Here is a 25778-nt window from a genome sequence, read left to right on the forward strand (position 1 = left end):
CTTTGATCGTGGAAGACCGAAAACTGCTGTGTGCCTGACTGCAGCCCCCTGCAGTCCCCCAGATCTGAGCGAGCGCCGCATCCGACGACGCCCGCGTCCGCGTCAGCCGCGCTCGTCGACCTCCTTCCCGAGCCGCTGTGAGATCCACACCGGGATGAAGGACGCGACGATGACGACCGTCGCGACGACGTTGACGACGTTGGCCTCATTGGGCCGCGCCATCTGGTTCATGATCCACAGCGGCAGGGTGTCGACGCCGGGAGGAGCCGTGAAGATCGTCACGTACACCTCGTCGAAGCTGAGGGCGAAGGCGAGGATGGCGCCGGCGATGAGCGCGCTGCGGAACTGCGGCAGCGTCACCAGCACGAATGTCTGCCACGGGCTCGCCCCGAGGTCCTTCGACGCCTCCTCGATGCCGGGGTTCATCCGTCGCAGCCGCGCGAGCACGTTGTTGAACACCATGACGATGCAGAAGGTGCCGTGCGCGATGATCATGCCGTAGAAGCCGACCTGGATGCCGATGGGCTCCAGGATCTGGTTGTACGTGTTGTTCAGAGCGACACCGGTGACGATGCCGGGCAGGGCGATCGGCAGCACCACGAGGAGGTTCACCGCACGCTGACCGAAGAACGAGTACCGCTGCAGCGCGAAGGCCACGAGCGTTCCGAGGATCACGGCGATCACGGTGGCACCGGAGGCGACGAGGACCGAGTTCAGCAGAGCCGCGCGCACCGGCTCGCTGGTGAACGCCTTGCCCCACCATTCGAGCGAGAACCCGGTGACCGGCCAGCTCACGATGCGCGCGGAGTTGAACGAGTTGAGCACGACGAGCGCGAGCGGGATGTACATGAACGCGAGCACGATCGCGACGATGATTCCGAGCACGACCTTGGAGGTGCGGGACAGTCTCAGCATGCGCGACTCACATCCTTTCCAGAGCACCGGTGCGCTGCACGCTCACCAGGTAGACGACGACGAAGGCGATCGGCACGAGCGAGTAGGCGGCCGCCAGCGGCGGGTTCAGGTTGATGTTCGACGCGATCACGCTGCCGATCATCTGCGTGTCGCCGCCGACGAACCGGGCGACGAGGTAGTCGCCGAGGCTCAGGGAGAACGTGAACACCGAACCCGCGATGAGGGCGGGCTTGATGAGCGGGAGCACGACCGAGACGATCGTGCGCCACGACCCCGCACCGAGGTCGGCGGAGGCGTCGAAGAGGTTGGGCGGCAGTTGTCGGATCGCGGTGTACACCGGGACCGCCATGTACGGCAGCCACAGGTACGTGAGGGTCAGCACGACGGTCAGGATGCTGAAGCCAGGGCCGGAGAGCCCGAGAGGTGCGAGCAGCCAGTTCGCGAAGCCCTGCTCGGTGAAGGTGATCCGCATCGCGAGCACCTTGACGAGGTAGCCGGCCCAGAGCGGCAGAGTGATCGAGACCGCGAGGAGTGCCCGCAACCAGGGCGAGGCGACTTTCGCCATGAAGATGCCGAGGGGGACGGAGATGAGCACGGCGAGCACGGTCACGGCGAGCGCGATCCCGAGGGTGCGCAGCGACGTCGACAGGTAGGCGGGGTTGACGAAGAGCTGCTCGAAGTTGCGCAGCGTGAAACCGGGCTTCACCTTCGAGGTGAAGGGGTCGGTGATCCAGAAGGCGGTCACGAGGAGCATGACCAGCGAGAAGATGTAGATCCCGATGAGCCAGCTCATCGGAAGAGCGAGGAGCCCGGCGATGCGGAGGCGGCGCTTCATGTCGATCCCGTTCGTGGTGCGGAAGATCTGCGGAGGTGAGGGGCGGGCCGGAAGACCCGCCCCTCGATGCGGCTCAGCCCTTGACCGAGAGCCAGGCGTCCGTCCACTGCTGGAAGTTCGTGCAGGTGACGTCGGTGCGGCCGTCGATGCACTGCTCGATCGGCGTCGTCCAGAACCAGACGTTCTTGAAGTACTCCTCGTCGGTGGCGTTGAAGTAGTCGCAGTGCGCCTTCGCCTCATCGCTGGTGTCGCAGAAGGCGGCGTTCGCGGGCGCCATGCCGAAGTTCATCGCGATCGCGCCGTTCACCTCCGGCGAAGACGAGTAGTCCATCCACGCGTAGGCGCAGTTCGGGTTCTTCGACTCGGTCGCCATCATCCAGGCGTCCGACCACCCGGTCGAGCCCTCTTCCGGGAGCACGCTCTTGAACTTGTCATCCTCGGTGAGCTTGCGCAGCACCTCCCACGACGTGCCGAGCACCGTGGTGCCGCCCGCAAACGAGGTGATCTGCGCGGCCGGGTCGGACCAGTACTCGGAGACGATGTCGTTCTGCTGCTTGAGCAGGTCGATCGCCGCATCCAGCTGCTTCTGGTCGAGCGCGTACGGGTTCGTGATGCCGAGGTCGGGCTCGTGCGCCATCAGGTACACCGCGGCGTCGGCGATGTAGATCGGGGCGTCGTAGGCGATGACCTTGCCCGCGTAGGGGCTGTCCTCCTCCCACGCGATGTCCCAGCTGGTGGGCTCCTCGGTCACGACATCGCTGTTGTACTGCAGGATGTTCGCGCCCCGGCCGATCGGGATGCCGTAGGACTTGCCGTTGATGGTGTCGTAGATCTGACCCTTCATGCCCTCGACGATGTCGTCGCCGAAGTTCGGGATGAGCTCGAGGTTCAGCGGCTGCACGTCGCCGCCCGCGATCAGGCGCAGGCTCGCGTCGCCCGAGGCGGAGACCAGGTCGTAGTCGCCGGTGCGCATGAGCTGGACCATCTCGTCGCTGGTGCCGGCGACGCGGCGGTTCACGACGCAGCCGGTCTCGGTGGTGAAGGCGTCGCTCCAGGCGGGCTCGACGAATCCACTCCAGGCGACGATGTTGACCTCGCCCTCGTAGTCGCCGAGCTCCTCCTGCATCGCGATGTCGGGAACGTCGATCTGGAGTCCGCCGCCCCCTTCGGCCGGCGTCTCCTCTCCGCCGGTGGAACAGCCGGACAGGGCCAGGGCGGCGACCGCGGTCATCGCCGCGGTGGCCAGGATCTTCTTACGCATGGATCGCTCCTTCGTGATCGGTGCTGCTGTCTTCTCAGGTGTTCGGGTGTTGCGGTGTTTCACGTGCGGTTCTTCAGGGAAGCCGGGCCGCGTGGTCGGGTGACCAGACGGCACGGACGTGGTGTCCGCGGGCGAGGTCGTCGTCGGCGGAGTGGCGTGCGTTCGGGCGTTCGGCGATGAGGTCGAGGCCCGCATCGGTCGTGACGAGGTAGCGGGTGGCGGGGCCCGTGTAGACGACCTCGCTGATGGTGCCGGTGAGCGAGACCTCGCCCGCGGCGAGCGCCGCATCCGGTCCGATCAGCCGCATCCGCTCCGGGCGCACACTCATGGTCCGCCGGTCGCCGGTCAGGCTCTCGGCCAGCTCTCCGCCGATGAGGTTCGAGAGCCCGAGGAAGCGTGCGACGAACTCGGTCTCCGGGCGCTCGTACACATCGCGTGCGGTGCCGACCTGCTCGATCCGGCCGCCGTTGAACACCGCGACGCGGTCGCTGAGCGTGAGGGCCTCCTCCTGGTCGTGGGTGACGAAGATGAAGGTGATGCCGACCTCGCGCTGGATCTGCTTGAGCTCGATCTGCATCTGCTCACGGAGCTGCTTGTCGAGCGCACCGAGCGGTTCGTCGAGCAGCAGCACCTGGGGGCGCAGGATGAGGGCGCGGGCCAGGGCGATCCGCTGCCGCTGCCCGCCGGAGAGCTGGTGCGGCAGACGGTCGGCGACGTGGTCGAGGCGCACCTGCTCCAGCGAGGTCTGCACCCGAGCGGCCCTGGCACTCTTGCCCTCGCCGCGGACGCGGAGACCGTACCCGACGTTGTCGGCGATGGTCAGGTGCGGGAACAGCGCGTAGTCCTGGAAGACGGTGTTGACCGGACGGGCGTGCGGAGGGGTCCTGGTCACGTCGACGCCGGAGAGGCGGATGCTGCCGGAGGTGGTGTCTTCGAACCCGGCGATCATGCGCAGCACCGTCGTCTTGCCCGAGCCCGACGGACCGAGCATCGACAGGAACTCGCCCGAGGCGACCTCGAGGTCGAGGTCGCGGACGGCGGTGAACTCGCCGAACGACTTCGTGACGCCGCTCAGGGTCACCGTCCCGTCGGGGCGGGCGGCCTCTGAGGCTGCGGGTGCTGCGGGTGCCGTGGCGATCATCTCGCGCTCCTCGGTCATCGTCGAACTCGGAAGATTCCCCAAAACATATAAACCCAGAGGTAATATGTCAACAGCGAGTTTCTTGGGTATGGTGAGCGCGGAAGGGAGAATCGCAGAATGGCATCGAGCTCGACGACGCATCCGACGCACGCCCCTGCCGACCCCTCCCCCGACGCGGAGCACGAACAGCCGCACCGCCTTCAGGGCGCACTGTTCCAGCCCATCGGCGACGAGGGCAGGGCCGAGCTCGTCGAGCGCCGCCTGGTCGACGCGATCACCCGCGGCCACCTCCGCGCCGGCGAGCGCCTCCCCTCCGAGGCCGACCTCAGCAAGAGCCTCGGCGTCGCTCCGGTGACCGTGCGCGAGGCACTGCTCGCGCTGCGCGGTCGCGGTCTCGTCGTCACCCGACGCGGGCGTAACGGCGGCAGCTTCGTCGCCGCACACGCCGATCCCCTGACGTTCGCGCGGGAAGCGGTGCGTCGCACCTCGCGCGTCGCCCTGCGCGATCTCGGCGCGCACTACGCCGCCATCACCGGTGCCTGCGTCCGCCTCGCAGCGAGGCGCGCCGACCCCAGCGAGACGCAGCGGGTGCGCCGTCGGATGGACCGGATCGACGAGCTCGACACCGAGGCGCAGCGCCGGCTGCTCGACGACGTGCAGATCGAGATCGTGGCCCTCAGCCAGTCCGCGCGACTGACCCGTGAGCAGATGAAGCTGCAGGCGGAGCTCTCGCCCTACCTGCGTCTCGTCGCGCACGAGACCGAGAATCTTCGACGGCAGGGCGCGCACCTCGCCGCCGTCATCGACGCCGTGGAGGCCGGAGACCCCGACGCCGCCGGGGCGAGGACCGAACTCATGGCCGCCGAGACCATCGACGCGCTGATCCGGCTCCAGGCCGCGAACGGTTAGTTCCGAAGACCCGCATCGACGTGCACAGGAGGACGCGATGAACACAGCAACCGACACCGCCACCCAGGCCGCGGCCGCGATCGTGGAGGACTACTTCGCAGCGCCCGTGCGGGCACTGGTCGACTGGGTGGGCCCGTTCGCCACCCAGGTCGCCGAGGCCAGGGCCAGCGGACCGCTCACCCGCTCGAAGATCGATGCCCTGGTGCGACCGCATGCCCTGAAGACACTCGACCTGCGCGGCGTGCCCGTGTACGGCGCCGGGTTCATCGCGGCGATCGATCTACTCGCCGACGCCCACAGCCACCTGGCGTGGTGGCAGGGCGACGACCGGCGGCAGCTCGTGCTCGCCTCGCAGTCGCTCAACAAGGAGAACATCGACTACAGCGCGCTCGAGTGGTACCGCGTGCCGATGACCACCGGGGAGCCGCATGTGGCCGGCCCCTACGTCGACTACCTCTGCAGCGACGAGTACACGATCACGATCGCCGTGCCCGCCGATGTGGACGGACAGCGGATCGGCGTCGCCGGACTCGATCTGCTCGTGTCGGCGGTCGAGCGGGACCTGACCCACCGGTTCGCCGCGCTGGGCAGCGAGGTCACGCTGACGAACGGCGTCGGACGTGTGGTGGTGTCGACCGACCCGCGATGGGCGACGGGCGACTCGGTGCGGGGCAGCGGTCTCGCCGACCTCCCGCGGGTCGCCTGCCCCACCGTCGCGCTCGATGTGATCGTCGGCTGAGGAGCGCTAGAGGGCGCCGGACCCCCGGGCGGCATCGCGGGTACCGTGCCGCGGATCGTCGCGGGCCGACCCTTGACCAATGGTAACCTCCTGGTTACCATTCTGAGCATGGACATCTTCGCGGCGATCGCCGATCCGATCCGTCGCGATCTGCTGCGTCGGCTGGCAGCGGGCCCCGCGCGCGTCGTGGACCTCGCCGACCGGCATGACATCTCACGACCGGCGATCAGCAAGCACCTGCGCATCCTGACCGACGCCGGGCTGACCCGCGGCGAACACCACGGTCGCGAGCGCCACTACTCGCTCGAGATCGAGCCGCTCGCCGTGGTCGGCGATTTCCTCGCGGAGCTGGTCGCCGGTCGCGCACCCGTGACGGCGCAGCACCTGGACGCGCTCGACACCGAGGTTCATCGCGCGGGCCGCGACCGTCGCCGCGCCGCATCCGCATCCCTGAGCACGGAGGAGAACATCGCATGAACCCGACCGGAGTCTTCGACGCCGAACGGCGCACCTTATCGCTGCAGCGGGTCTTTTCTGCACCCGTCACAGACGTCTGGGCGAGCATCACGGAATCCGACCGACTCGCACGCTGGTTCGGCACCTGGACGGGCGACCCGTCGACGGGGCGGGTCCTGGTCACGATGAATGCCGAGGCTGCACCCATCCCGCCCGCCCCCTACGACATCCACGTGTGTGAGCCGCCGCATCGCCTCGACGTCAGTGCCGTCGATGAGTACGGCGCCTGGCGGCTGGTCGCCGAGCTGGTCGAGGCAGACGGGCGCACCACCCTCACCCTTCGGCAGGAGGACGTCGACCCCGGCACGTTGGGCGAGACGGGCCCCGGCTGGGAGTGGTACCTGGACCGATTGGTCGCCGCGTCCACCGATCGACCGCTGCCCTCTCTCGACGACTTCGACACGGAATACATGCCGCTGGCCGCGGCCTACGCGGCGATGCCTGCCTGACCGCGGCGCGGCGAGCGGTCGGGGGCGTGCGTACGTCGGTGGCACCGGGCACGATGAGGGCATGACCGACGGCTACGATCCCGGCTTCCTCGAAACAGCGCTTCCCCTGCCGCGCCCCACACAGGCGGTCCGCCCGCTCCCCTACCCGCGCTTCACGGTGCTGCTGGATCCTGAGCGGCGTCTCGCGGCGGCGACCGCGGTGAACATCGACGGCGCGACTCTGCAGGATCTCCCGCGCACCGGCGAGTGGCGCCTCGACGAACGGGCGCCGTCCGCCGAGCAGACCGGCCCCGAGGTGTATGCGCGCAACGACCTCGACCGCGGGCACCTCGTGCGGCGGCGCGATCCGGGATGGGGGTCGGTCGAGACGGCCCGCGCTGCCACAGAGGCGACCTTCTTCTACCCGAACGCCGCTCCGCAGGCCGCCGGCTTCAACCAGTCGAAGGAGCTGTGGCTCGGCCTCGAAGACCACGTTCTCTCCTACGCCGAGGCGACCGATCAGCGGGTGTCAGTCTTCACCGCGCCGGTCCTCGCCCTGGACGACCCGGCGTACCGCGGCATCCGGATCCCGTTGCGCTTCTGGAAGATCGCCGCCTGGCAGGGCCCCGACGGACTCGCGGCCGCCGGCTTCGTGCTCGACCAGTCCGAGCTCGTCGACACCCGCGAGGGCGTGTTCGCCGTGCCGCCCCTGGGTGCCTTCCGCACGTTCCAGGTGCCGATCGCCGACATCGCCGCTCTGACCGGCATCGACCTCGGACCCTTGACCGGATCGGATGTGCTCGACAGGCCGCAGGCGCGGGAGTCCGGATGGCGGAGTCTGGACACTGCGGACGACATCCTGTTGTGACGCGGACCGGCGGGGCACACTGGATCGATGGAGTACAGCGGAGTGGTCCCGATGGACGCGCCAGACCCGAGCATCGCGGCGGAGGCCCGACTGCAGAGCCTTCCGTTCCCCGTCTTCGAACTGAGGCCGCAGCCCGCGCTCACGCGTCTGCCGATCGCCGGCTTCACGGAGATCGGCGGTGCGACCGGGCGCGAAGAGGTCTCCGCGGACTTCAGCTACACACTGTGGCGGTGCCCCGACGATCACGCCGATCCCCGCAATGAGATCGAGCTGGACGAGGCGACGAGGCGTTCCCTCGAAGACGAACCGCCGTGGGGGCGTCCGGCCTGGCTGATCGAGCAGGTGCAGGCGTTCCGATACCCGATGCTGTGGGAGGCGGCGCGCACCACCTGGCGCGCTTCCCCTGCTCGCGAAGGGAGTTCCCTCGACGAGCAGCTCGTCGCCCACACCAACCACATCCTGCGCAACCGGTTCCGCGAGGAGCTCGGCCTCTCGTGGGATCCGCGCACCGATGACGACGACGCGTGGGCCGCGACGACCACCGCGGTGTCGGACGCCTCACTCGACGTCGACGGAGAACACCGCCCCGCGCGGCAGATCGACACCGATCCGTTCGTCTACAGCATCGGATTCCGTGTCGACGAGCACGTCGTGTGCACGACGGTCGTCCCCCGAGATACCCTGCCCCTGGTCGACCTCGCTGTCACGCGCCTCGCAACAGGCCCTCAGACCCCGGCGCGCACGACCTCCAGCGACGGGTAGTCGGTGTACCCCTCTGCCGTGCGCCCGTAGAACAGCTGCGGGCGCGGGTCGTTGAGCTCAGCCCCCTCACGCCAGCGCTCGACCAGGTCGGGGTTGGCGATCACGGGGCGACCGGCGGCCACGGCATCCGCCCATCCGTCGGCGACGAGCGCCTCGGCATCCTCCCGCGTCGTGACGACGCCGAAGCCGGTATTGATGATCAGGGGCGCGCCCGCCGTGCGCCGGATGTGCTGCACGAGCTCGCTCGTCGGTGCGGCACTCAGCACATCGATGAAGGCGAGGCCGAGCGGGGCGAGCCCCTGGGCGACGGCGACGTAGGTCGCGTGGACATCCGCGTCATCCTCTTCGAGCACGCCCTGGATGTTGTGCTGCGGCGACAGCCGGATGCCGGTGCGGTCGGCTCCCACCGCCGCCGCGACGGCTGTCGTGACCTCGATCGCGAAGCGGGCGCGGTTCTCGGGCGAACTGCCGTACCGGTCGTCGCGGACATTCGAGACCGGTGAGAGGAACTCGTGCACCAGGTAGCCGTTGGCGCCGTGCACCTCGACGCCGTCGAAGCCCGCGGCGATCGCGTTGCGCGCGGCCTGCGCGAACTGCTCGACGACCTCGGGGATCTCATCGAGGGTGAGCGCGTGAGCCACCGGGAGATCGACCTTCCCCACGGGCGTGTGCGTCTGACCCGGTGCGGCGAGCGGGCTCGGGGCGACCACGCGCGGCTGCCCGGAGATCTCCGGGTGCCCCACTCGGCCACCGTGCATCAGCTGCATGACGATCGTGCCGCCCGCCTCGTGGACCGCCGCGGTGACGGGCCGCCACCCCTCGATCTGGGCGGGCGTGACGATGCCCGGCTGGCCCGCATAGGACTTGCCCTCGGCAGCCGGCCAGGTGCCCTCGGAGATGATGAGGCCCTGACCCGCGCGCTGCCGGTAGTACTCCGCCATCACCTCGGTGGGCACGCCGTCGTCATCCGCGCGGGTGCGGGTGAGCGGCGCCATGACGACGCGATTGGACAGCTGCAGGGCGCCGAAGACGGCCGGATCGAAGAGAGTCACAGTGGGAGGTAAGGCTCGGGGCGAGCCTCGTATTCCCCTCAGTTGCCACCGAGGGCGGAGAGAAGGTCGGCGAAGTGGTCGAGGTCGGCGGCCGTCCACTTGCGCAGCCGCTCGCCGATGCGGCCCTCGTAGCGGGAGCGGGCGACGGCGATCCGCTCCTGCGCCAGGTCGGTCGCGACGAGGACGCGTGCGCGGCGGTCCTCCGGATCGTGCACGCTCTCGACGAGTCCGAGCTGCTCGAGCTGACGCACCTGACGACTCACCGCCGACTTGTCGGTCTGCAGATGCTCGATGATCGCACCCGCCGAGGTCGCCTTGCCTGTCGCGATCGACGTGAGCACCTGGTATCCCAGCGGCTGCAGTTCGGGATGGACGGTCGCCGCGGCCTCACGCCAGCTGATGCGGATCCGCGCGAAGAGACGACCGAGTTCCTGCTCGACCCTGGTGACGGCCTGGTCGAGATCCGCCCCGCTCAGACGGCCCTCTTCCGAGGGGGATGCAGGGGCGTCGGCGGGGGCGTCGGACGAGGCGCTCATGCTCGCCAGTGTACGGCGAAGCCCCGCCGTCGAGCGCGACAGCGGGGCTTCACTCAGACCTCTGCGAGGAGTCGGAACACCTTGGATGCGGCCTGGATCTCGTCGGGGGTCAACTCGTCGACCACGGCCTGCAGACGGGTGCCGTATTCGCGGCGGACCTCGGCGAGCGCCGCGCAGGCCGACGGAGTCGCGCTCAGCACCCGGAGCCGCCCGTCCCGCTCGTCCGGCCGGGACTCGAGAAGCTCTGCCTCCTCCAGCATCCGCACCTGACGGCTGATGACCGACTTGTCCATCTCGAACCGCTCGGCCAGCTCATGCGCGTTCGCGGTGCCCGCCCGGGCGATGAATGTCAGCAGCTTGTACCCGGCCACCTGCAGCTCGGGGTGCACCCGAGCTGCAGACTCCTTCCAGAGCGACCTGGTCCTCGCGAAGATGAGGTTCAGGTGCGCCTGGAGGTCACCGAGCGCGCTGTCGACATCCGCCTGTCCGACCGCTTCGGGGGTGAGCATGTCAGCGCTCCTGGTCCCGATCTTCGCGTTCGAGGACGCGCACCGAACCGGTCGCGGGCGACTCGGACTCCGCACCTCCGAGCCGGATGGCCCCGGTGGAGAGCGACGCGCCGACCTCGGCCTCGGAGACCTCGATCACGGATTCCTCCGCCTGCTCGAGCATCTGCTCGGCGGCGTTCTTCGTCGACAGCGGCTTGTTCTTGATGAACGCGATCGCGATGATGGCGATCACCGCGAGCGGGATGGCGATGATGAACGAGTCGGCGATGCCGTGGCCGTAGGCACCCTCGACGATCGTGCGGATCGTGTCGGGAAGCTGTCCGACCTTCGGCACATCACCCGAGGCGAGGTGCTTGAGCGCATCGACCTCGGCGGGGGTCGTCGGCGTGAAGCCCTCGAGCGAGTCGGTGATGTACGACGCGACGCTGGTCGACAGCATCGCACCCATGACCGTGACGCCGATGGTGCCGGCGATCGTGCGGAAGAAGTTCACGTTCGACGACGCGGCGCCCAGCTGCTGCGGCGCGGTGTCGTTCTGCACGATGAGCGTGAGGTTCTGCATGACCATGCCGAGGCCCGCACCGAGGATGAACATGTAGACGGCGACCAGCGGGAACGGGGTGTCGTAGCGCAGGGTGGCCATCAGGCTGACGCCGATGGTGGCGAGGACCGAGCCCGTCAGCATCCAGCCCTTCCACTTGCCGAAGCGGCTCACGAGCTGGCCGATGATGATCGACGCACCCATCTGGCCGATGATCATCGGGATGGTCATCAGGCCGGACTCGGTGGGCGTGGCGCCACGAGCCAGCTGGAAGTACTGCGCGAGGAACACCGAGGTGGCGAACATCGAGACGCCGATGGCGATCGAGGCGATCACCGATAGCGTGAAGGTGCGGTTGCGGAACAGCGACATCGGCACGATCGGTTCCTTGACGAAGAACTCGACCGTGATGAAGGCGGCGATCGCGACTCCGGCGATCACGGCGAGCATGATGCTCGTCGAGGAGTCCCAGTCGAACTGGCTGCCGCCCATCGAGACCCAGATGAGCAGGGTCGAGACGCCGACCGCGAGGAGCACGATGCCGAAGTAGTCGATCGAGACCTTACTGTCGCGCTGCGGCTTGGGCAGGTGGAGCGTGAACTGCAGCAGGACGAGGGCGAGGATCGCGAACGGCACGCCGACGAAGAAGTTGGAGCGCCAGCCCCACACGTCGGTGAGCAGGCCGCCGAGCAGCGGGCCGCCGATGGTGCCGAGGGCCATGATGCCGCCGACGACGCCCATGTACTTGCCGCGCTCACGCGGGGAGATGATGAGGGCCACGGCGATCATGACGAGCGACATGAGGCCGCCGACGCCGATGCCCTGGATGACGCGAACCGCGATGAGCATGTTCGTGTCGGTCGAGAAGCCGGCGATCACGGTGCCGACGGTGAAGAGGATGAGCGAGATCTGGACGAGGACCTTGCGGTCGACGAGGTCGGCGAGCTTGCCCCAGATGGGGGTCGAGACGGCGGTGGCCAGAAGGCTCGCGGTGATGACCCAGGTGTACTGCGACTGGGTGCCGCCGAGGTCGGCGATGATGACCGGCATCGAGGTCGACACGACGGTGCCCGAGAGCACGGCGACGAACATGCCGACGACGAGTCCGGAGATCGCGGTGAAGACCTCGCGGGCCGAGCGGGTGGCTTCGGGTGCTGAGGATGGGGTGTGTGTCACGGGGGTAACGCTCCTGCGTAGAAAGTTGATCGAGGTCAACCATACTCCGATAGTTGCGAAAGCGCAACTATCGCGTGGGCGTTCACAACTCCTCAATGAACGCGCGCGAAACCGCCCCGGGGCCCCGGATCGGGAATATCCCTGTGATCTTGAGGAGTTATGCACGGCGCGCGTCTCGCTCACGAGCACCGCGGCCACACCGCCGGCGCACAGGGCGAAGCCGAGGACGGTGAGCGCCGTGAGCGGTTCACCCAGCAGCAGCGCTCCGGCCAGCGCGGTCGTCGGAGCGATCAGGAAGAGCAGCGCGTTCAGAGCCGTGATGCCCACCCGGCGCAGCAACCGCCAGTAGAGCCCGTACGCGGCGAGCGTCGGGAAGACAGCGGCGAACCCGGCGGCGATCCAGAACGATGCGGATGCCGGCGGCGCGAGGGCACCGAAGACTGCGGCGACCGGCACGAGGGCCACAGCGGTCACCGTGACGTGGATGGTCAGCGTCACCAGGGTGCTCGTCCGCGGCTCAGAGCGGCGCTGCAGGAACGTGGCGACGATCAGGGACGCCATCGCGAGGGCGGGCCACAGGTAGGCGACGGGGTGCGCCGCGGAACCTTCGAGCTGCGAGCGCACGACCAGCAGGACCCCCACGGCCCCGAGCAGGAGTCCAGCCCACTGCGCCGCGCGCACGCGAAGCCCGAGCAGCGGACCGACCAGCGCGGCGACAACGAGCGGCTGCACGGCATCGATCAGCGCCGTGGTGCCGGTGGCGACACCCGAGGCGATGGCCATGTACACCGCCGTGCAGTAGCCGAACTGGGCGAAGAGTCCGATGACCGCCTGTCGGCCCAGGTCGCGCCGCGTGACGCCGCGAGCAGCACCGGTGAAAAGCACGATCGCGAGCAGGATCACAGCGAGAGGAACGAAGCGCCAGACGAGCAGCGTCAGCGGCGGCACCTCGACGGCGGCGATCGCCGGCACGAGGAATCCGGAGCTCCACGTGACGACGAACGCCACGGATGCCGCGACCGTCACCCCGACACGAACTATACCAACCTGTATACCCATTCCCCCGACTATACAGGTTGGTATAGTTGGGGACATGGCCGTCCCCGTTCCCGACCTCGCCCCGCTCACCCCTGGCGCGTCCCGCGTGCTCGACGCGGCGTCGCTGCTCTTCTACGAGCGCGGCATCCACGCGGTGGGCGTCGACACGATCGCCGAGGCCGCTGGCGCCACCAAGAAGACCCTCTACGACCGCTTCGGCTCCAAGGAGGCGCTGGTCGTCTCCTACCTCCAGCACCGCGATGCGCGTTGGCGGACACACGTCGCCGAGCACCTCTCGCGCGTGCCCGAGCCCGGAATCGAGCGCGTGCTCGCCGTGTTCGACGCGGCGATCACCTGGTCGGACGAGAACAGCCCGAAGGGGTGCAGCGCCATCAACGCCCGCGCCGAGATCGGCGACGGCCACGACGGGCATCCCGTCTTCCCCGAGGTAGCGCGTCAGAAGGCCTGGCTGCTCGACCTCTTCGCCGAGCTCTGCCGTGAAGCCGGCGCCGCGGACCCCGACCTGATGTCGAAGGCCCTGATGCTGCTGTACGAGGGTGCCATCGTCACCGTCGGCATGGAGACGTTCGGCACGCCGTTCGAGGTGGCTCGCGGGCTGGCTCGCACGACGCTGGAGCAGGATCGGGGGTTCCGCTCACCGGAACGATGAGAGGAACCCCCGACGCATGGAGCGGAACCGCCGTCAGCTGGCGATCCAGTTGCCCTCCGAGTCACGGACGTAGCCGGAGATCTCCGCCTCGTGGACGAACATCGTGCCCGACGTCATCACGGCGAGGTTCATACCGGCAAACCGGGTGATGCCGCCGTCATCGGCGATCGCAGGGAGCCAGAACTCGGTGCTGTTGTCGTAATCCGATGCGGATGCCGCACAGTCCTGCACCAGCGTCAGGGTCGCGTAGTCATCGGAGTGGTAGAGCCCGGGCGCCGCATCGGCGTCATCGAGATCGGCGACCGGAACGGCGGCCATCAGCGGAGCCCACGCCGGCGTCGGCGTGAAGGGTGCGCCGATGCCGGCGACCTCCTTCAGCTCTTCGATGTGCGCGGGATCCGCGCCGTTCGCGAGCGCCTCCTCCTCGGTGCTCACGCCGAAGTCGCCGGTCAGCCGACGCTCGAACTCGTCCTCCGCCTGCGCCTCCCGCTCGGCCCGGGTCATCGACGGCTCCGTGAGCACGTCGGGCGCATCGCCCGCGTAGGTCATGGCGAGGTCGACGGCACAGTACTGCGCGCCGTCGAGCTCGCGGGGCGTGGCCCGCACCTCACGCACGAGCAGTGCGTCGGCATCGCTGCCCGCGGCCTCGATGAGAGCCTCCGGAACGCGGATGAGCAGCTCACCCGTGGTCGAATCGCCGTAGGCCGACTCGAACTCGAACACGCCCTGCTGCGGGCCCGCCGATTCCCCGGAGCATCCGGCGAGAGCGACCGCCGCGATCGCGGTGATCGTGAGGACAGGGACAAACTTCTTCGGCTTCATGGGCCGCCTTCCTTGTGCGCATGACCGGGCGCAGAGTCGCCCGGCGGCCCCGAGGGACTCTCTGCCCACTGTCGGCAGTGCAGGGAGATCCGACAGTGACGGCGCTCTTCCTTCTCGGCGGGCACCCCGAGCGGTACCGTGTCAGCGTGTCGACGGATTCGAGGAGTGAGCGGGCGCACATCGCCCCGGCAGACCTCGACGCGGCGATCGGCGACGTCGACTGGACGGTGCCGCCGCCCGGGTCGACGGCCTCGCGGTTCTCAGCGCCGAGCGGCGAGCTGGCCGTGGTGTCGCTGGGTGATCCCGCGCATCCGCGCGTGGTCCTGGTCCCCGGGGCGACCGGTTCCAAGGAGGACTTCGCACTGATGCTGCCGCTCCTGGCGGAGGCGGGCTTCTTCGTGCAGTCGTTCGACCTCGCCGGACAGTACGAGTCCCACGCCGCCGGGGCGCACACGAGCTACACGTACGAGCTGTTCATCGGCGACCTCATCGCCTTCCTCGAAGCCGGCACCCCCGCTCATCTGCTGGGCTATTCGTTCGCGGGTACGGTCGCGCAGCTGGTCGCCGTCCGTCGCCCCGACCTCGTGCTGTCCCTGGCGCTCCTGACCACTCCCCCCGGCGTCGGCAACGTGTTCGCGACGATGAAATGGCTGGGCCCGATCGCGCCGATCGCGAGCCCTCGTCGCGGAGCCGGTCTCATGATCTGGGGGATCGTGACGAACAAGAACCGGGTCCCGACCCGGAGGCTCGAGTTCGTCCGCTCCCGGTTCGCGCTCACGCGCAGGCGCAGCGTCGACGAGATCGTCGGGCTCATGATGGCCGCCCCGGATGTGCGTGACCGCGTGCGGGCGCTGCCGATCCCCAAGCTGGTCGTCGCCGGCTCGCACGACCTGTGGCCGCTGGCCGCCCACGAACGCTACGCCCACGACATCGGCGCCGACTTCCGCGCTTACGCGACCGGGCACAGCCCGAGCGAGACCACTCCGCATCAACTCACGGCCGACCTGCTCGATCTCTACGCGCGCGCCGACGGCTGACTCAGCCGCGGAGGGCGTCCGCATCAGCTTCACGCCGCGCCCGTCGCCGCACGCGCAGCGGCTCGTGCGACAGATGCAGCCGGACCGTGGGGAGCACATAGCTCAGCCGACGCCGGAGTGACGCCCAGTCCCGGAACGGGCGCGCCGACACCTCGACGACCAGACTCCGGTCCCGCAGCACGGTCATCTCGGGGCGCACATGGAACGACAGGTCGAAGTCGTCGTGGATGTTCTGCTCCTCGCGGTGCACCTCGCCGCTCAGCAACCGCCAGGTCTCGGCGCGCATCGCCATGTTCGAGCCGAACAGCGGTGCATGCCCGAGCAGCGGCGTGAGCACCGTGTACATGCCGCCGATGTAGAGGTGCTCCCCCATCCAGTGCACCAGCGGCGTGGAGCCGTAGAAGCTCGGGTCGCCGGTGAGGAAGTCGAGGCCGTCGCGGCTGCGGAAGATCCGCTCGATCCGCTCGATCCAGTCGGGCCTCGGGCGCGAGTCGGCATCCAGCCGCGCGATGATGTCGCCCGTCGCCGCGTCGTACCCCGCCGCGGACGCCCGGGGAATCCCCCGCACGGGCTCGGTCACGACGCGTGCGCCGAATCGCTCGGCGACCGCCACCGTGTCATCCGTGCTGCCGTTGTCGACGACGACGACCTCGTCGGCTCTGCGGGTCTGCCGCTCGAGAGCGCGCAGACACTGCTCGAGAAGGACGGCGTCGTTCCGCACCGGGATGACCACCGAGACGGAACGGAGGAAGACGGTCGTCATCGTTCTCCTCTCGTGCGTGCAGGCCTCGGAGACAGTCTCCCGCGTGCAGCCCCGTCAGACGGCGATTGAGAGAGGATGGATGGATGATCCGTGACGAGATCGGCAGATCGCTTCGATGACCGGCACGCGCCTGACCGGGAAACCCCTCGTCGCCATCGCGGCGGCGGTCGCTGCCTTCGCGGCCGTCGTCGGCGTCGTCTACAGACGCGTCATGTACCCGCCGCTGCCCCGCTCCCGGGAAGACCGGATCCGGATCGCCGCCGTCGGTGACAGCAACACCTATGGTGCAGGGATGCTGTTCCGAGGCCGGGGCCGCCGGTCCTACCCGGGCCGCCTCGAACAGCTCCTCGGCGACGGATACCAGGTGCTCAACTACGGCGTGAATCGGTGCACGCTGCAGCACGAAGGCGACTGGCCGTACGACGCGACTCCCCAGGCCACGGCGTCTCTGCACGCGGGGGCGGACATCGTGCTCGTCATGCTCGGCTCGAACGACGCCCGCGGCGATAACTGGAACGCGGAGCGCTACGAGACCCAGCTCGCCGCGTACGTCGAGCGCTACCGCACGCGCGGCGCGACCGTCTTCCTGCTGACTCCGCCCGTCGCGTTCCCGAATCGCCGCGGGGTCCACGAGCGGATCATCGCCGACGAGGTGGCCCCGATCGTGCGCGCCGTCGCGAGCAGGCTGGGGGTCGACCTGATCGATGTCTTCGACGTCACCAGCCGGTCCGTCACACGGCACCCCGACGGCATCCATCTCGATGCCCGCGCGAGCGCGATCGTCGCGGAGGCCGTCGCCGAAGCCCTCGTCCCGCCGACTGCGCCGCCGCTCGCCACTCACCCGGAGGGGTGATCCGCCGCCGCGAAGCCGCGTGAGAACATGAGGGCGATGCGGTCCGAGGCCTCTGTCGCGAGTCCCCGTCGGCACGCCTGGCTGCGTGTCGACGTCATCGTGGCGCTCATCGCCCTCGTGATCCTGCTGCCGTCGAGCATCGCGATCCTCACAGAGCCGGCCACGCGCCCCGAGCCCTGGATCCTCGCGCTCATGATCGCCCTGTACGTGGTGCTCCACCTCACGACACTGCTCGCCGTGCGGCACCCGGTCGCCGCGATCGTGATCGCGAACGCCGTCATGTGCGCACTCGTGCTCGTCCCGGGTATCCGCGCGGCATCCGGAGCCTTCCTCCCATCGGCCGCGGCCTACCTGCTCGTCATCGGCCAAGTCGCCGCGCAGACCCGCTCGAGCGTGCGGATCGCGGCGCTGGCGGGCGGCATCTTCGGCGCGGGCCTCATCGCCTTCACCGAGCTTCGACTCGACGATCCGGAGCTCCGCCTCGGGGCGTTCCTCGGACTCAGCGGCGCGATCGCGGCGGCCTGGGCGCTGGGGCTGGTCCTGCGGGTGCGGCGCGACCAGGCCGAGGAGCGGATGGCGGCGCGCGTCTCGCAGGCTATCGCGGATGAGCGCGGACGGATCAACCGCGACCTGCACGACATCGTCGCCCACTCGATGACGGTGATGATCGCGCAGGCCGAGGTCGCCCGCACGGTGCGCGCCGACGACCCCGACCGGAGCGACGCCGCTCTCGGCATCGTCGTGGACACCGGCCGCGAGGCTCTGCGCGGAATGCGTTCGGTCGTCGCCGACGATGCCCCGCGTCAGCCGTTGCCCACCATCGACTCGCTGGAGGAGCTCGTCGAGAGCGTGCGCACCCCCTCGACCGACGTGCGGCTGACGGAGTCGGGCACCAGAACTCCGCTTCGCGCCGATGCCGCGTTGGCCCTGCATCATGCGGTGCGCGAGGCGCTCACGAACGCGATCCGTCACAATGCGCCTCCGGTCGCCATCGAGGTGCGGATCGACTGGCGACCGGAAGGGGTGCATGCCACGGTGCGCGATGACGGCGGGTCGGGCCCGGTCGTGACCGATCTCGGCAGCGGCGTGGGCCTGGTAGGCATCACCGAGCGGGTGCGGCTCGCCGGCGGCACGCTCACCGCGCACGGACGGGATCCGCGGGGATGGATCGTCACGGTGGATCTTCCGACCGAGAGGAGCATCGGATGACCCTGCGCATTCTGATCGTCGACGACCAGGAGCTGTTCCGCACGGCCATCGCGCTGATGCTCTCGCGCGACCCGCGCCTGTCGGACGTGGCCACCGCGTCGTCCGGCGAAGCAGCGATCGAGCATGTGCGCGCTCATGCCGTCGACGTGGTCCTGATGGACATCCGGATGCCGGGGATGGACGGCCTCGCCGCCACCCGCGAGATGCGGCGCCTCCGCCCGGCCACCCGGGTCCTGATCCTCACCACCTTCGACCTGGACGAGTACGTGTACGCCGCGATCCGCGAGGGGGCGAGCGGCTTCCTCACCAAAGACGCCAGCCCGGCGGAACTCGCGGATGCCGCCGTCGCCGTGGCCGCCGGCGAGTCGGTGATGTCGTCGCGCGCCACCGAGGCACTGATCGGATTCGTTCGCGACGGCGCCCCCGGAGCAGACCCGGCGTCGGCGCTCGCCGCCCTCAGCCCTCGCGAGCAGGAGGTCGCCCGCGCTCTCGCCACCGGCGCCTCGAACGACGACATCGCTCGGACGCTGTTCCTCTCGGCGAACACGGTGAAGACGCATGTGAAGGCCGTCCTCGCGAAGCTCGGCGTTCCCGACCGGGTGCACGTCGTCATCTGGGCATACGAGAACGGTCTGCTGCGCCCGGGACGCTGACCGCTCTGCGCCGGCAGGTTCACTCCTGCGGGTGAGGAGGATGACCCCTGCGGTCGAAGTCGGCGGCGGAACGCGTTCCTAGCGTGGAAGCATGTCCATTCCCACACGCATCATCGTCCTTCTCGCCGCCGCTGTCGGCGCCCTGGCCGTGACCGTCACCAGCCTCGTGAGGATGCTCACCCCCGGCGCCGACGCACTGCCCTCGAGCCTCGTCGGCAACCTCGGTCACGGCGTCGAACTCGCACTCTCCCTCACGGGGGCGCTGGCCGCGCTCCTCGTATCCGTGTCCGCACTGGCGACTCGTGACCTCGTGAACCGCGCCGTGCCGCGGTGGCTCCTGCGCACGGTCGGTCTCGTGGCCGCGGGGATCCTCGCCGTCACGATGCCCGGAGGCGTGATCGCCGCGGCGGGCTACACCTTCGCGATGATGGTCATCGTCGGAGTTCTGGTCCTCATCGTGCTCACGGTGCTGCGCCGTCCGCTGCTCGGTCTCCTCCTCGCCGCCGGGGTCGTCGGCGCCCTCGCCTACGCCGCCATCGGACTCGGGGCCGGGCCGCTCGTCCCACAGATCCTGGGCAGTTACGGCATGATCCTCCCGCAGGCCGGTCTGGCACTCGCGCATGTCGCCGCGGCCGCCGGCCTGCTGATCTGGATGATCGCCGACCCGTCGTCCCGCCGAAGCCGATTCGCGCGCGAGGTGCTCCGTCACCGCCGCGCGATCACGATCGTGGCGGCCGCATGCGCTCTCCCCTACGCGTTCGCCCGCGCGAGCTGGCTGACGCCCTGGCCGCTGTTCGGCGGAAGCGCGGAGATGTTCGCCGCAGACCCGTCCGTCCGTGCGCTCGGTCTCGCGCTCGGCGCGGCCATGCTCACCGGAGGCGTGCTCACGCTGGGCCTGGTCCTGCCCTGGGGCGAGCGGTTCCCTCGCTTTCTCGCGGGGCTCAGCGGGCGGTCGGTGCCGCCCGGGCTGGCCATCGTCCCGGCGAGCCTCGTCAGCGTCCTGTTCACGGCCGCCGGCATCCAGTTCGCGTTGGAAGGGGTGGGTACCGCGGAGAACTCCGTGTACGTGCTTCTGATGTTCCCGTTCTGGCTCTGGGGTCCGCTCCTGGGTCTCGCCACCTGGGCCTATGCGATGCGGCGGGCGACGCCGGCCGCCGCGAAGCGATCGAACTCTCCCGCGGCGCAGGTCGCGGCCTAACCGGTCGGCGCCTCGGATCCGTCTTGGCGACGGCCCGGACTCGTCTCCCTCTAGCGGTCCTTGAGGGATCTGATGCCCGGGGCAAGAACAAGGGGACGACCAGTCCGGTCGTCCCCTCCTTCTGCGTGCTCGTCCGACTTGAATCAGTTCGGGGCTTTGCTGATCTTCGAATTCACGCGGTACCAGCGCGCGATGAGACAGATTCCGCCGACAACGAGGATTGCCCCAACGACGAGAAAGAAGACCCGAAATCCAACTTCGGTTGCGATCGTCGCGTTGAGAAACGCGAGAGCTCCGCAGAAGAGAACTGCCACCCAGCCAGTGATGACTGCGCCTGATGGACGCGTGGTGCGCGCTTCGGTCACGTTGAACTGCTCACAACCTCGGAAATCTCTTGATCCAATTCCCGAATGACCCCGAAGTATAATGTTAGCGACTGGACTCAGCGTCAGTTCGCGCATGCATGCGGGCGTTCAGCGGTGATCAAGCTCACCGTCCTGACCGAACGCCTCAACTGAGGCGTCGGCCAGGAGCGCGGTCAGCCGTCTTCGGGGTCTTCCGCGAGGACATCGGCGTCGTCGGCGTCGCCTCCGTCGCTCGGGACCACCGTGGGCGGGTTCCCCTTGCCGTCCTCGGCGCCGAGGTTGTCGTTCTCCTCTGCACCCGGGCCCGGCTCCGTGCTGATGTCGTTCCGGTCGGTGCGGATGTCGTCGCTTCCACCACTCATGTGCGTTCCTTCCCGTGGGCAGACGCCGCAGGCTCCGCGCATGCGGGGCGGCGTCCATGTCGGTCCGACGCTACGGCGGTGCAGGCGCAGTGGCACGCCCCTTGACACCGATGCGATCGGCGAGCACCTCTCGCGGTCAGCCGCAGAACGCGGAGGCGGAGTTCTTGAGCTGCTCGATCGCCTCAATGGTCTCGGGCGCCTGCAGATCGGTCATCCCGCCGATCTTCTCCGCACCCGAGCGGATGAGGTCGCCCAGCTGACCGTCGGTGTTCTCGGCCAGCCCGTTGAGCGAGGCGACCAGGTCGTCGCGCGCGGCATCCGCCTGCTCCGCCGACAGCTCCCCCTGGTCGAGCAGCGTCTGGTACTGCCCGTAGGCGTCGTCGATCGTCGTGCAGGCAGCCTGCACGTCGACGCCGAGAGCATCGCCCGCCATCTGCGTCACCTGCGAGCAGCCCGCCAGGATGAGGCCGGCGGCGAGCACGAGCGGGAGGACGAGGATTCGGCGCATGCCCCGAGGGTAGCGGCTCGACCTGGCGCCTTCCTGCGACCCATGCCGGTCGCCGTATGGAGCACTTCCACGGGCGCAGGCGTCTAACATCGCAAGCGCGCGATGGCCGAGGAGGTGGGCGCCTGATGAAGGTCATGCTCGTGGATGACGATGCGGAGATCCGCCTCGGCTTCACGACCGCCCTGCGGCGCCGCGGTCACACCGTCGACACCGCCGAGGACGTCGCCTCTGCCCGCCTGCTCGCCGAACGGATCGCTCCGGATGTCGCGATCATCGACGTCATGCTCCCCGACGGCGACGGGTTTTCGTTGTGCCGCGAGATCCGCACCCGATGGGGCTTCCCGACCGTCATGCTCACGGCGCGCGATGAGGATGCGGACATCGTCATCGGCCTCGACGCCGGAGCAGACGACTACATCACGAAGCCGGTCAGTGTGGCCGTGCTCGAAGCGCGCCTGCGGACGGTCCTGCGCCGCAGCTCCCGTCTCACCGCGGAGCCGCTCCGGGTCGGCACACTCGAACTGCATGAGGACTCCGCGGAGGCACTGGCCGACGGCGAAGCCCTGCCGCTGAGCCCCACCGAGTTCCGTCTGCTGCATGAGCTGGCGCTGAACGACGGTCATGCCCTGAGCCGCTCGCACCTGATCGACGCGGTCTGGGCGCAGTCGCCACCCGACACTCCGCGGGTGGTCGATACCGCCATCCAGCGGCTGCGTGCGAAGCTGACCGCGGCGAAGGTCGCGACGCCACAGCTGGAGACCATGCGGGGGATCGGATATCGGCTGCGATGACCGCACGCCGTCGTCGCCCCACCCTCCGCACGGCCATCGCCCTCGCCCTCGTCGGCAGCACGATCGCGGTCTCGGTGCTCGTCACCGGTGTCGTCGTGTTCACCGCGGGGCGCATCGTGTACGAGTCGCGGCAGGAGGGCCTGCTCGACGAGTTCTCCACGACCGCTGACGCCCTCTTCACCTCCATCTCCACCGCGTCCCCGAAGGACACGTGGAAGTACTACGCCGAGATCCTCCCCGGCGAGACCGTCATCATCGACCTCGACAGTGGCCGCAGCGCCGGAGAGCTCCGTCCGCGCCAGGTGCCGGATGCGCTGGGCATCGACGACAGCCGTCGCTCCGGCGATCTGACCTCGCTGATGACCACGCTCGACGATCGTGAAGTGTTCTTCGTCTCGACCGTCCGGGACGATCTCCCCCAGGATCCGAGCGCCCGCCTCGCCGTCGTCACGGCGTACTCGATGCAGCCGCAGCAGGATCAGGTGCGAGAGCTCATCGTCTCGGGCGCGCTCCTCAGCGGCGGCGTCGTGGTCCTCGTGGTCCTGCTCGAGCGTCTGCTCGGCGGTGCGTTGACGCGCCCGCTTCGACGCCTGGTCGACACCGCCCATGCGGTCGGATCCGGCGAAGGCCCGCCGGAATGGAAGCCGTCTTTCGACGACGTCGACCGCGTGGCCGACGCCCTCCACCTCTCCTCGGAGCGTCTGGGCGACACCATCGGGCAGCTGCAGCGCCGCGAGGCGGAGTCCCGGCAGCTGGTCAGCGACGTCGCCCACGAGCTGCGTACACCGCTCACCTCGATGATCGCGGTCGACGAGCTCCTCGACGACGACGAGCAGGCGACCGCAGAGGAGCGGGCGGTCGCCGCCGCGGTCGTGCGCGCCGGAACGCGCCGCCTGCACTCCCTGATCGAGCACCTGCTCGAACTCTCCCGCCTCGATGCCGGGGTCGCGCGCGTGCACCGCACGGCCGTCACGCTTCCCGACCTACTCGCCGACGTGATCGACGCGACCGGAGTCGACGTGGCCGAGCTGTCGGTCGCCCCGGACCTTCGGATCCGCACCGACTCGTCGCGGCTGCACACCGTGGTGGCGAATCTGCTCACCAACGCGTCCCGGCACGGTCGCCCGCCCGTCACGGTCCGCGTGCACGAAGACGGCGACATGCTGCACATCGACATCGGCGACCACGGTCCCGGCATCGCCGAGCCCGATGCCGGTCGGGTGTTCGACCGCTTCGTCACCACCGACCGTTCGCGCTCCGACGGTGTGGGCACCGGGCTCGGACTCGCGATCGCCCGCGACAACGCGCGGCTCCTCGGCGGGGAGCTCGCGCTGCTCCCCCGATCCCCCGGCGCGACGTTCCGCGTGACTCTCCCTCGCCTGTGACACTCGTGTGACATTCGTCCTCGACGATGGCTGCTCGCCCATGTCGAGAGGTCTTCCCATGAGTCTCCCCCCTCCCCCTTCTCCGAGCCGACGACGCCGGAGACGCCTGCGGCGCTTCCTCACACTGACTGCGGTCGGGATCCTGATCATCGCCGGCGGCACGGTCGCGATCGCGGCGATCCGGCTGTCCCAGAACGTGACCACGGTCGAGCTGCAGCCGGTACGCGACAGCGAGGAGCCTCCCGCCGTGGCCGACTTCGACGGGGAGTTCGACGTGCTGCTCGTCGGATCGGACGGCCGTGCCGGGCAGGGCGTCCAGTACGGGGAGGGCGGCGATGTCGAAGGCAGCCGGAACGACGTCACCCTCCTGCTGCACGTGAACGAGGCGCACGACGCCGCCACCGTCGTCTCCTTCCCGCGCGATCTGCTCGTCGACATCCCCGCGTGCACCGATCCCGAGACGGGAAGCACCTGGAACGCCGGCTGGCGGGTGCAGTTCAACGAATCGCTCGCCCGCGGCGGACTGGGCTGCGTCACCTCCACCGTCACCGCGCTGACCGGCATCGACCTCGCCTACGCGGCGGAGATCAGCTTCACCGGCGTCATCGAGGCCTCGAACGCCGTCGGCGGCGTCCCCATCTGCTTCGCCGGACCCATCCACGATCGGCACTCCGGACTGGATATCCCCGCCGCGGGGACGTACGACCTGAGCGGCGAGCAGGCCCTGGCGCTCCTGCGCTCGCGCTACGGCGTCGGTGACGGCAGCGACCTCGCTCGCATCTCCACCCAGCAGGTCTTCCTCTCCTCTCTCGTGCGCACGCTGCGCGACCAGTCGACCCTCACCGATCCGGTGAAGCTCTACAGCATCGCCGATGCGGCGACGCGGAACATGACCCTGTCGACGCAGCTCGCCGACCTGGGCACTCTGACGTCGATGGCGAAGGTGTTCAGCGACCTCCCCCTCGAGAACATCGCGTTCGTGTCGTACCCGCACCTGCCCGCGGGCGACCGCGTGGTCCCCGACGAGCACGCCGCTGCCGAGCTGATGGATCGGGTGAAGGCCGGCGAAACGGTGAACATCAGCGCCGACCGCACGGGCCGTGGCAGCGAGTTGTCCGACGACACCGCCCCGCCGAGCTCGGAACCCGACGACGGTGCGACCGAGGAGGAACCACCGGCCGACGCCGCCCCGCTCCCCGAGAACCTCGATGGCCAGAGCGCGGCGCAGGACACCTGCGTGCGCCCCTACGGCGGCTAGCGGTCAGCGGGCGCGGGGCGGCGCGCCGAGCGGCACCCGCGCGTTGAGCACGACCAGCGCGATGGCTCCCCCGGCGGCGATCGTCGCTCCACGGGACGAGTGACGTCCTTGATACGTTCGAGGCACGAACGTGTTCGGTGTGCTCCTCTCCCTGGCCGGCTCGATCCTCTTCCTGACCGCCCTGGCGATGACGCTGCGTGCGAATGCGACGAGCACGGTGCCGTTCTGGCGCAACCCGGCCGAGACCCCCGTCGGCTCGGTCGCGATGCGTTCGATCGGCGCGGGCCTCCTGGTCTTCGGAGCCGTGATGCTCACCGCTGAGGGCTGGCGGTGGCCGGGTGCTGATCGTGCTCGTCGTTCCGGGGATCGCCTTCGTGGCGCTCGCCCTGCACAACCGGCGCATCGCGGCCACCACGGGCGGCGACTGAGCGCGCTCAGGACGGCGTAGGCCGCGTCGCCTCGACGTGGCCGGTCATGCGCAGGACAGCTCGATCCCGATCACCAGCGTCGGCCAGCCCGGACACGAGATGGGCCGCACCGCCGCCCAGGTGCTCTACGAGGAGATCTCCGACCCCGCCGACCACACGCACCGCACGATCACGATGACGCCCACGCTCTTCGCCCGCGCGAGCTCGGCCGTCGTCTGACGCCGGCGGGAGCACTGTGTGCCGGGCGGAG

Annotated in this window: 29 protein-coding genes and 2 pseudogenes; 16 read left to right on the forward strand and 15 right to left on the reverse strand. The window is 69.3% G+C overall.

Features of this window, described 5'->3' with window-relative positions; all coding sequences use genetic code 11:
* Positions 1-102: 102 nt before the first annotated feature.
* From GZ67_RS0116050 to GZ67_RS0116065, 4 genes are all read right to left on the reverse strand, one after another.
* The gene (locus GZ67_RS0116050) at positions 103-915 is read right to left on the reverse strand and encodes an ABC transporter permease (protein ID WP_029262206.1); all 813 of its coding nucleotides are present in this window, start codon (positions 913-915) and stop codon (positions 103-105) included.
* 7 nt (positions 916-922) lie between these two features.
* Positions 923-1750, reverse strand: a complete 828-nt coding sequence (locus GZ67_RS0116055; protein WP_029262205.1) for an ABC transporter permease — start codon at positions 1748-1750, stop codon at positions 923-925.
* Between the two features lie 73 nt (positions 1751-1823).
* On the reverse strand, positions 1824-3011 hold the full coding sequence (locus tag GZ67_RS0116060) for an extracellular solute-binding protein (RefSeq protein ID WP_029262204.1): 1188 nt from the start codon (positions 3009-3011) through the stop codon (positions 1824-1826).
* Positions 3012-3084: 73 nt separating this feature from the next.
* Positions 3085-4152: an ABC transporter ATP-binding protein gene (locus GZ67_RS0116065; RefSeq protein ID WP_029262203.1), complete on the reverse strand. Its 1068-nt coding sequence runs from the start codon at positions 4150-4152 to the stop codon at positions 3085-3087.
* Between the two features lie 117 nt (positions 4153-4269).
* Between GZ67_RS0116065 and GZ67_RS0116070 the strand changes: the two genes are divergently transcribed.
* The 6 genes from GZ67_RS0116070 to GZ67_RS0116095 all read left to right on the forward strand — a co-directional run bounded on the left by GZ67_RS0116070 (position 4270) and on the right by GZ67_RS0116095 (position 8374).
* The gene (locus tag GZ67_RS0116070) at positions 4270-5061 is read left to right on the forward strand and encodes a FadR/GntR family transcriptional regulator (protein ID WP_029273944.1); all 792 of its coding nucleotides are present in this window, start codon (positions 4270-4272) and stop codon (positions 5059-5061) included.
* A 37-nt stretch (positions 5062-5098) separates the two neighbouring features.
* Positions 5099-5800, forward strand: coding sequence for a cache domain-containing protein (locus tag GZ67_RS0116075; RefSeq protein WP_029262201.1), 702 nt, complete (start codon positions 5099-5101; stop codon positions 5798-5800).
* Between the two features lie 108 nt (positions 5801-5908).
* Entirely contained in the window at positions 5909-6277 is a 369-nt protein-coding gene (locus GZ67_RS0116080) for an ArsR/SmtB family transcription factor (protein WP_029262200.1), read from the forward strand.
* Positions 6274-6765: an SRPBCC domain-containing protein gene (locus GZ67_RS0116085; protein ID WP_029262199.1), complete on the forward strand. Its 492-nt coding sequence runs from the start codon at positions 6274-6276 to the stop codon at positions 6763-6765. Before GZ67_RS0116080 ends, GZ67_RS0116085 begins: the two co-directional genes overlap by 4 nt.
* 61 nt (positions 6766-6826) lie before the next feature.
* Positions 6827-7612 (forward strand): DNA/RNA non-specific endonuclease, encoded by a 786-nt coding sequence (locus GZ67_RS0116090; RefSeq protein ID WP_029262198.1) that lies wholly within the window; start codon positions 6827-6829, stop codon positions 7610-7612.
* Between the two features lie 27 nt (positions 7613-7639).
* Complete coding sequence (locus tag GZ67_RS0116095) at positions 7640-8374, forward strand: hypothetical protein (protein ID WP_051662589.1); 735 nt, start codon at positions 7640-7642, stop codon at positions 8372-8374.
* On the opposite strand, the gene GZ67_RS0116100 is transcribed toward GZ67_RS0116095, so the two are convergent.
* The 5 genes and pseudogenes from GZ67_RS0116100 to GZ67_RS20880 all read right to left on the reverse strand — a co-directional run.
* The gene (locus GZ67_RS0116100; RefSeq protein ID WP_029262196.1) at positions 8338-9426 is read right to left on the reverse strand and encodes an alkene reductase; all 1089 of its coding nucleotides are present in this window, start codon (positions 9424-9426) and stop codon (positions 8338-8340) included. The two genes, GZ67_RS0116095 and GZ67_RS0116100, sit on opposite strands and share 37 nt — an antisense overlap.
* 38 nt (positions 9427-9464) lie before the next feature.
* A complete protein-coding gene (locus tag GZ67_RS0116105; RefSeq protein ID WP_029262195.1) occupies positions 9465-9962 on the reverse strand; it encodes a MarR family winged helix-turn-helix transcriptional regulator in 498 nt (165 codons plus the stop codon).
* 53 nt (positions 9963-10015) lie between these two features.
* Positions 10016-10471, reverse strand: a complete 456-nt coding sequence (locus GZ67_RS0116110) for a MarR family winged helix-turn-helix transcriptional regulator (RefSeq protein ID WP_029262194.1) — start codon at positions 10469-10471, stop codon at positions 10016-10018.
* Position 10472: 1 nt separating this feature from the next.
* On the reverse strand, positions 10473-12386 hold the full coding sequence (locus tag GZ67_RS20875) for an MDR family MFS transporter (protein WP_269319691.1): 1914 nt from the start codon (positions 12384-12386) through the stop codon (positions 10473-10475).
* Positions 12384-13283: pseudogene (locus tag GZ67_RS20880) on the reverse strand (DMT family transporter); the annotation flags it as partial. The pseudogene GZ67_RS20880 and the gene GZ67_RS20875, both read right to left, overlap by 3 nt.
* Here GZ67_RS20880 and GZ67_RS0116125 point away from each other — a divergent pair.
* Positions 13282-13896 carry a TetR/AcrR family transcriptional regulator gene (locus GZ67_RS0116125; RefSeq protein ID WP_029262192.1) on the forward strand — a complete coding sequence of 205 codons (615 nt, stop codon included), beginning with the start codon at positions 13282-13284 and terminating at the stop codon, positions 13894-13896. The pseudogene GZ67_RS20880 and the gene GZ67_RS0116125 sit on opposite strands and share 2 nt — an antisense overlap.
* Before the next feature lie 33 nt (positions 13897-13929).
* Here the strand turns inward: GZ67_RS0116125 and GZ67_RS0116130 are convergent, their stop codons facing one another.
* The gene (locus tag GZ67_RS0116130; RefSeq protein ID WP_029262191.1) at positions 13930-14718 is read right to left on the reverse strand and encodes a hypothetical protein; all 789 of its coding nucleotides are present in this window, start codon (positions 14716-14718) and stop codon (positions 13930-13932) included.
* Between the two features lie 146 nt (positions 14719-14864).
* Between GZ67_RS0116130 and GZ67_RS0116135 the strand changes: the two genes are divergently transcribed.
* On the forward strand, positions 14865-15755 hold the full coding sequence (locus GZ67_RS0116135) for an alpha/beta fold hydrolase (protein ID WP_029262190.1): 891 nt from the start codon (positions 14865-14867) through the stop codon (positions 15753-15755).
* Position 15756: 1 nt separating this feature from the next.
* Here the strand turns inward: GZ67_RS0116135 and GZ67_RS0116140 are convergent, their stop codons facing one another.
* A complete protein-coding gene (locus tag GZ67_RS0116140) occupies positions 15757-16518 on the reverse strand; it encodes a glycosyltransferase family A protein (protein WP_029262189.1) in 762 nt (253 codons plus the stop codon).
* A gap of 115 nt (positions 16519-16633) precedes the next feature.
* Between GZ67_RS0116140 and GZ67_RS0116145 the strand changes: the two genes are divergently transcribed.
* From GZ67_RS0116145 to GZ67_RS20255, 4 genes are all read left to right on the forward strand, one after another.
* Entirely contained in the window at positions 16634-17371 is a 738-nt protein-coding gene (locus GZ67_RS0116145; protein ID WP_029262188.1) for a GDSL-type esterase/lipase family protein, read from the forward strand.
* A 36-nt stretch (positions 17372-17407) separates the two neighbouring features.
* Complete coding sequence (locus GZ67_RS0116150) at positions 17408-18580, forward strand: sensor histidine kinase (protein ID WP_051662590.1); 1173 nt, start codon at positions 17408-17410, stop codon at positions 18578-18580.
* Entirely contained in the window at positions 18577-19233 is a 657-nt protein-coding gene (locus GZ67_RS0116155) for a response regulator (protein ID WP_029262186.1), read from the forward strand. The genes GZ67_RS0116150 and GZ67_RS0116155 overlap by 4 nt, the downstream gene beginning before the upstream one ends.
* A gap of 91 nt (positions 19234-19324) precedes the next feature.
* A complete protein-coding gene (locus GZ67_RS20255) occupies positions 19325-20431 on the forward strand; it encodes a hypothetical protein (protein WP_029262185.1) in 1107 nt (368 codons plus the stop codon).
* A 143-nt stretch (positions 20432-20574) separates the two neighbouring features.
* On the opposite strand, the gene GZ67_RS20625 is transcribed toward GZ67_RS20255, so the two are convergent.
* The 3 genes from GZ67_RS20625 to GZ67_RS0116170 all read right to left on the reverse strand — a co-directional run bounded on the left by GZ67_RS20625 (position 20575) and on the right by GZ67_RS0116170 (position 21666).
* Complete coding sequence (locus GZ67_RS20625) at positions 20575-20796, reverse strand: hypothetical protein (protein WP_136025562.1); 222 nt, start codon at positions 20794-20796, stop codon at positions 20575-20577.
* A gap of 173 nt (positions 20797-20969) precedes the next feature.
* Positions 20970-21158: a hypothetical protein gene (locus GZ67_RS0116165; protein WP_029262184.1), complete on the reverse strand. Its 189-nt coding sequence runs from the start codon at positions 21156-21158 to the stop codon at positions 20970-20972.
* Positions 21159-21294: 136 nt separating this feature from the next.
* On the reverse strand, positions 21295-21666 hold the full coding sequence (locus tag GZ67_RS0116170) for a hypothetical protein (protein ID WP_029262183.1): 372 nt from the start codon (positions 21664-21666) through the stop codon (positions 21295-21297).
* Between the two features lie 125 nt (positions 21667-21791).
* On the opposite strand from GZ67_RS0116170, the gene GZ67_RS0116175 reads away from it, so the two are divergent.
* Genes GZ67_RS0116175 through GZ67_RS0116185 form a run of 3 tightly spaced genes read left to right on the forward strand, consistent with a single transcriptional unit; the run spans position 21792 to position 25100 of the window.
* Complete coding sequence (locus tag GZ67_RS0116175) at positions 21792-22457, forward strand: response regulator transcription factor (protein ID WP_051662591.1); 666 nt, start codon at positions 21792-21794, stop codon at positions 22455-22457.
* Complete coding sequence (locus GZ67_RS20260) at positions 22454-23842, forward strand: sensor histidine kinase (protein ID WP_051662592.1); 1389 nt, start codon at positions 22454-22456, stop codon at positions 23840-23842. Before GZ67_RS0116175 ends, GZ67_RS20260 begins: the two co-directional genes overlap by 4 nt.
* Before the next feature lie 58 nt (positions 23843-23900).
* Positions 23901-25100 (forward strand): LCP family protein, encoded by a 1200-nt coding sequence (locus tag GZ67_RS0116185; RefSeq protein WP_051662593.1) that lies wholly within the window; start codon positions 23901-23903, stop codon positions 25098-25100.
* A 3-nt stretch (positions 25101-25103) separates the two neighbouring features.
* On the opposite strand, the gene GZ67_RS0116190 is transcribed toward GZ67_RS0116185, so the two are convergent.
* Complete coding sequence (locus GZ67_RS0116190; protein WP_029262179.1) at positions 25104-25415, reverse strand: hypothetical protein; 312 nt, start codon at positions 25413-25415, stop codon at positions 25104-25106.
* Positions 25416-25546: 131 nt separating this feature from the next.
* On the opposite strand from GZ67_RS0116190, the pseudogene GZ67_RS0116200 reads away from it, so the two are divergent.
* Positions 25547-25747, forward strand: a pseudogene (locus tag GZ67_RS0116200) (substrate-binding domain-containing protein); the annotation flags it as partial.
* Positions 25748-25778 lie beyond the last annotated feature (31 nt).

Origin of the sequence: Microbacterium sp. Cr-K20 (assembly GCF_000708325.1) — a bacterium.
In the GTDB taxonomy this organism is placed as follows: Bacteria; Actinomycetota; Actinomycetes; order Actinomycetales; family Microbacteriaceae; genus Microbacterium.